The sequence below is a fragment of the Mesorhizobium sp. M0615 genome (genome assembly GCF_040320805.1).
GTDB lineage: Bacteria > Pseudomonadota > Alphaproteobacteria > Rhizobiales > Rhizobiaceae > Mesorhizobium.
Genome location: NZ_JAMYQI010000040.1, coordinates 1 through 6026 on the forward strand (window position 1 = coordinate 1; position 6026 = coordinate 6026).

Below are 6026 nucleotides of genomic sequence, written 5' to 3' on the forward strand. Positions count from 1 at the left end.
AAACCATCGCCGGTCCTCCGGCGGACAAGAAAACTGTCACCCATGCTATCGGTCCATTCTGTTACCTATCTATCCGGTTCGGACAATTGCCCTTCCTCTCCCTCCGGAGGGGGGAGAGGTGGCTCGGCGAAGCCGAGACGGAGTGGGGGAGCCACGTGGCAATCGCCGCGAACGGACAAAGGAAGGGCACTATCTCAAGCATTGCCTAGCGCCCAAGGGTCGACCCCCACTCCGTCGAGCTTAGCTCGACACCTCTCCCCCGATCACGGGGAGAGGAAAGCGCGAGTTCGCCGACCTTGGTGCCTTCATCTCTCCCGGAGGCCGTGAAGTGACTATCTGCCGGAAATCCTGCAAAACTTTGCGCCTAATTGCGCGCTGCTCCCCAACATCGACAAGAAATTTCGCTGACATATCTGCATCTTGGCGTCGCCTGCCGGCCGTGACGCCGGATGGGTTGCGGCGCCCCATGAATTGGCGCTGTGCCGGGCGCGCGGATGTGCAAATATCGACGCCAGGCAAATGGGAGGACCATGGTCATGACCGATGCTGGGATGTTGCGGTTTCATGTGCCGGAGCCGGAAGTGCGGCCGGGCGGAACGCCCGACTTCTCCAACGTGCCTATCCCCAAGGCCGGCTCGGTGCCGCGACCGGACATCAATGTCGATCCGCGCACCATCCGCGACATGGCGTTTTCGATCATCCGTGTGCTCAACCGCACCGGCGAGGCTGTCGGGCCGTGGGCCGGGCTGCTCACCGACGAGGAGCTGCTCGAGGGGTTGCGCCACATGATGACGCTGCGCAGCTTCGATGCCCGCATGCAGATGGCGCAGCGCCAGGGCAAGACCTCGTTCTACATGCAGCATCTGGGCGAAGAGGCGGTGAGCTGCGCTTTCCGCAAGGCGCTGATGCCGGGCGACATGAATTTCCCGACCTATCGGCAAGCCGGCCTGCTCATAGCCGACGGCTATCCGATGGTCACGATGATGAACCAGATCTATTCCAACGAGGCCGATCCGCTCAAAGGGCGGCAATTGCCGATCATGTATTCGTCGAAGGAGCACGGCTTCTTCTCGATCTCCGGCAATCTGGCGACGCAATACATCCAGGCGGTCGGCTGGGCGATGGCTTCCGCTATCAGCAACGATTCGAAAATCGCGGCGGCGTGGATCGGCGACGGCTCGACGGCCGAATCCGATTTCCATTCCGCACTGGTGTTCGCCTCAACCTACAAGGCGCCGGTCATCCTCAATGTCGTCAACAACCAGTGGGCGATCTCGACGTTTCAAGGCATTGCGCGCGGCGGCTCCGGCACCTTTGCCGCGCGCGGCCTCGGCTTCGGCATTCCGGCGCTGCGCGTCGACGGCAATGATTATCTCGCCGTGCATGCCGTGGCCAAATGGGCGGCGGAGCGGGCGCGGCAGAATCTCGGGCCGACGCTGATCGAATATGTCACCTACCGTGCCGGCGCGCATTCGAGCTCGGACGATCCGTCGGCCTATCGGCCGAAGACGGAATCCGACGCCTGGCCGCTCGGCGATCCGGTGATGCGGCTGAAGAACCATCTGATCCAACGCGGCGTCTGGTCGGACGAGCGTCACGCCCAGGCTGAGGCCGAAATTTTGGAGACGGTGATCGCCGCACAGAAGGAGGCCGAAAGCAACGGCACGCTGCATGCCGGCGGCAAGCCGTCGACGCGCGAGATGTTCGAGGGCGTGTTTGCCGAGATGCCGCCGCATCTCAGGCGCCAGCGCCAGCAGGCGGGAGTCTGACCATGCCGAGACGGACCATGATCGAGGCGATCCGCGACGCCATGGACGTGTCGATGGCGCGCGACGAACGCGTCATCGTCTATGGCGAGGATGTCGGCTTCTTCGGGGGTGTCTTCCGCTGCACGGCAGGCCTGCAAGCGAAGTACGGCAAGAGCCGCTGCTTCGATGCGCCCATCAACGAATCCGGCATTGTCGGCTCGGCCATCGGCATGGCCGCCTACGGGCTGAAGCCATGCGTGGAAATTCAGTTTGCCGACTACATGTACCCGGCTTACGACCAGCTGACGCAGGAAGCAGCACGCCTGCGCTACCGCTCGAACGGCGATTTCACCTGCCCGATCGTTGTCCGCATGCCGACCGGCGGCGGCATTTTTGGCGGCCAGACGCACAGCCAGAGCCCGGAAGCGCTGTTCACCCATGTGTCGGGGCTGAAGACGGTGGTGCCGTCCAATCCTCATGATGCCAAGGGGCTGCTGATCGCGGCGATCGAGGATCCCGATCCGGTGATTTTTCTGGAGCCGAAGCGGCTCTATAACGGACCGTTCGATGGCCATCACGACCGACCGGTGACGCCATGGTCGAAGCATGAACTGGGCGAGGTCGCCGACGGCCATTACACGGTGCCGCTCGGCAAGGCGGCGATCCGCCGGGCGGGCTCGGCCGTCACCGTGCTCGCCTACGGCACCATGGTCTATGTCGCGCAGGCGGCTGTGGAAGAAACCGGCATCGATGCCGAGATCATCGATTTGCGGACCCTGCTGCCGCTCGATCTCGACGCGATAGTCGCTTCGGTGAAGAAGACCGGACGCTGCGTCGTCGTGCACGAGGCGACACTGACCTCCGGCTTCGGCGCCGAGCTGTCGGCGCTGGTGCAGGAAAATTGTTTCTACCATCTGGAAGCGCCGGTGGCGCGCGTCGCCGGTTGGGACACGCCCTACCCGCATGCGCAGGAATGGGACTATTTCCCGGGGCCGGCCCGTGTCGGCCGCGCGCTTCTCGAAACCATGGGAGCCTAGGGATGGGCGAACACATCATCAAGCTGCCGGATGTCGGCGAAGGCGTCGCCGAGGCAGAACTTGTGGAGTGGCACGTCAAGGTCGGCGACCTCGTGCGCGAGGACTCGGTGCTTGCCGCCGTGATGACCGACAAGGCGACGGTGGAAATACCTTCGCCGGTCGATGGCGAGATCCTGTGGCTGGGCGCGGAGATCGGCGACACGGTGGCGATCGGCTCGCCGATCGTGCGGCTGAAAGTGGCGGGGGAGGGCAATGTCGCCGAAGGCTCGAAATTGTCAGAGGTCACGGCGGCACCGACCCCCGGACCCCCACAAGAGGGAGGCGTTTCGGCCACGAAATCCGACGCCAAGTCGCCACCACCTGCACCAGCAGCCAAAAGCGCACGGGCAGCTGAGACTGAATCCCCCTCCCCCTTGTGGGGAGGGGCCAGGGGTGGGGGTGCTGCGCCGACATCTAAAGGTGCGGCACCCACCGGCGCGCCGCGCCCGGAGGGCGAAAAGCCCCTGGCGTCGCCCGCCATCCGGCTCAGGGCGAAGGAGGCGGGGATCGATCTGCGCCAGGTGTCGGGTACCGGCCCTGCTGGCCGCATCAGCCACGAAGATATCGAGGCATTCCTGGCACGCGGACCGCAGGTAGCGAAGGCGTCGGGTCTGGCGCGCAATGACAGCCTCGAGGATATCAAGGTCATTGGTCTCAGGCGCAAGATCGCCGAAAAAATGTCGCTGGCGAAGTCACGCATCCCGCACATCACCTATGTCGAGGAGATCGACGTCACAGCACTTGAGGAGTTGCGCGCGGCGCTCAACAAGGAAAAGCGCAAGGGTGTGGAGAGGCCGAAGCTGACGCTGCTGCCGTTCCTGATGCGGGCGATGGTCAAGGCGATTGCCGACCAGCCCAACATCAACGCGCTGTTCGACGACGAGGCCGGCATCATCCATCAGCATGGCGGCGTCCATATCGGCATTGCCGCGCAGACGCCGTCGGGCCTGGTGGTGCCGGTGGTCAAGCACGCCGAGGCGCGCGACCTCTGGGATTGCGCGGCCGAGCTCAACCGCCTCGCCGAAGCGGCGAAGTCAGGCACGGCCAGCCGCGACGAGCTGTCGGGATCGACCATCACCATCACCTCGCTCGGCGCCATGGGCGGCGTGGCGACGACGCCGGTCATCAATCATCCTGAGGTGGCGATCGTCGGCGTCAACAAGATGATGGTGCGGCCGGTCTGGGACGGCACCCAGTTCATCCCGCGCAAGATGATGAACCTGTCATCGAGCTTCGATCACCGGGTGGTCGACGGCTGGGATGCGGCGGTGTTTGTGCAGCGGATCAAGGCGCTGATTGAGACGCCAGCGCTGATATTTGTGGATTGAGGGGCGGAACGACCGAGATGACGGCGGGACAGCGCCCCCCTCTGCCTTGCCAGGCATCTCCCCCTCGAGGGGGGAGATTGGCTGTTTCGGCGCTTCACCTGCTCATCCAACCGGGATTGGCGAAACCCGAAGTGGCGTCCAATCTCCCCACTAGAGGGGGAGATGTCCGGCAGGACAGACGGGGGCGCGAAGGATCGCAACAGAGCGTTCTCCCCGATCCGGCGCGACAAACAGTTAGGATGCCAACATGAAAGAAATCTCCTGCAAGCTGCTGGTCATCGGCGCCGGGCCCGGCGGCTACGTCTGCGCTATCCGTGCCGGCCAGCTCGGCATCGATACGGTGATCGTTGAAGCCGGCAAACCGGGCGGCACCTGTCTCAATGTCGGCTGCATCCCGTCCAAGGCGATGATCCATGCGGCGGAAGAGTTCGAGAAGGTCGCGCATATGGCCAGCGGCAGCAGTCCGCTCGGCATTTCTGTGGCGGCTCCGGTGCTCGATCTCGGCAAGACGGTTGCGTGGAAGGACGGCATTGTCAACCGGCTGACCGGGGGCGTTGCCGGGCTACTGAAGAAGGCCAAGGTCAAGACCGTCTATGGCTGGGCGACGTTCCGCGACGGCAAGACCGTCGCGGTCGAGACCGAGACCGGCACCCAGATCATCCGCGCCGAAACGGTTGTGATCGCCACCGGCTCGGCGACGGTGGAACTGCCGTTCCTGCCGTTCGGCGGCTCGGTGATTTCATCCACAGAAGCGCTGGCTCTCGGCGAGGTGCCGGAAAAGCTCGCCGTGGCCGGCGGCGGCTATATCGGGCTGGAACTCGGCATGGCGTTCGCCAAAATGGGCGCCGCGGTGACCGTGGTCGAGGCGCTGCCGCGCGTGCTGGCGCAGTATGATGCGGAACTGACCCGGCCGGTGGTGAAACGGCTGGCCCAGCTCGGCGTCGAGGTGATGCTTGGCGCCAAGGCCAAGGGGGTCAAGGGCGACGCGCTGCTGGTCGAGACCGCGGATGGCAAGAGCACCAAAATCGCGGCAGACAAGATCCTGGTCACGGTCGGCCGCAAGCCGGTGACGGAGGGCTGGGGCCTCGATCAGATCGATCTCGACATGGCCGGCAAGTTCATCAAGATCGACGACCAGTGCCGCAGCTCGATGCGCGGCATCTATGCCATCGGCGACGTCACCGGCGAGCCGATGCTGGCGCACCGGGCGATGGCGCAAGGCGAAATGGTGGCCGAGATCGTCGCCGGCCACAAGCGCAGCTGGGACAAGCGCTCGATTCCGGCCGTCTGCTTCACCGATCCGGAGCTGGTGACGGCAGGGCTAACGCCGGAGGAGGCGAAGGCGCTGGGCGAAATCAAGATCGGCCAGTTCCCCTTCGCCGCCAACGGCCGGGCGATGACGAAACTCGGCGAGGACGGGTTCGTCCGCGTCGTGGCGCGCGCGGACAACCATCTGGTGCTGGGCATCCAGGCGGTCGGGCAAGGCGTGTCGGAACTGGCGGCGGCATTCGGCCTGGCGCTGGAAATGGGCGCGCGGCTGGAGGACATCGCCGGCACCATCCATGCGCATCCGACGCAAGGCGAAGGCTTCCAGGAAGCGGCGCTGAAGGCGCTGGGCCACGCGCTGCATGTTTGAAGGGGTTTTTACCCTCCCCCTTGTGGGGAGGGTCGATCCGCGAAGCGGAGCGGGGTGGGGGTCCTCGCCGACCGTCGGGGCGGGGGGCGCCCCCCCCCCCCGGACACCCAGCGCGCCAGCCCCCGCGCCCCCCCCCCCCCCCCCCAACTTGGGGGCGGGTGGCCGCCCAGCCGTCGGTTGTCGCAGATCAGCGGAATGTACTAAGTGTCGGTCCATGGACACCGGCCTGAAGAAATAC

At 65.1% G+C, this 6026-nt stretch carries 5 protein-coding genes; all 5 read left to right on the forward strand.

Going from position 1 to position 6026, the window contains the following annotated elements:
- A partial coding sequence (locus tag NKI46_RS30780; protein WP_352562811.1) for a hypothetical protein occupies positions 1-209 on the forward strand: 209 nt, incomplete at its 5' end.
- A 327-nt stretch (positions 210-536) separates the two neighbouring features.
- A complete protein-coding gene (locus tag NKI46_RS30785; protein ID WP_352461224.1) occupies positions 537-1769 on the forward strand; it encodes a 3-methyl-2-oxobutanoate dehydrogenase (2-methylpropanoyl-transferring) subunit alpha in 1233 nt (410 codons plus the stop codon).
- 2 nt (positions 1770-1771) lie between these two features.
- Positions 1772-2785 (forward strand): alpha-ketoacid dehydrogenase subunit beta, encoded by a 1014-nt coding sequence (locus NKI46_RS30790; RefSeq protein ID WP_352461225.1) that lies wholly within the window; start codon positions 1772-1774, stop codon positions 2783-2785.
- A gap of 2 nt (positions 2786-2787) precedes the next feature.
- On the forward strand, positions 2788-4152 hold the full coding sequence (locus NKI46_RS30795; protein WP_352749692.1) for a dihydrolipoamide acetyltransferase family protein: 1365 nt from the start codon (positions 2788-2790) through the stop codon (positions 4150-4152).
- A gap of 247 nt (positions 4153-4399) precedes the next feature.
- On the forward strand, positions 4400-5788 hold the full coding sequence (gene lpdA / locus NKI46_RS30805) for a dihydrolipoyl dehydrogenase (protein ID WP_352749694.1): 1389 nt from the start codon (positions 4400-4402) through the stop codon (positions 5786-5788).
- Positions 5789-6026 lie beyond the last annotated feature (238 nt).

Coding starts and splice junctions, on each gene's coding strand:
- NKI46_RS30785 (WP_352461224.1), top strand. CDS start 537: ATGACCGATGCTGGGATGTTGCGGTTTCATGTGCCGGAGCCGGAAGTG.
- NKI46_RS30790 (WP_352461225.1), top strand. CDS start 1,772: ATGCCGAGACGGACCATGATCGAGGCGATCCGCGACGCCATGGACGTG.
- NKI46_RS30795 (WP_352749692.1), top strand. CDS start 2,788: ATGGGCGAACACATCATCAAGCTGCCGGATGTCGGCGAAGGCGTCGCC.
- lpdA (WP_352749694.1), top strand. CDS start 4,400: ATGAAAGAAATCTCCTGCAAGCTGCTGGTCATCGGCGCCGGGCCCGGC.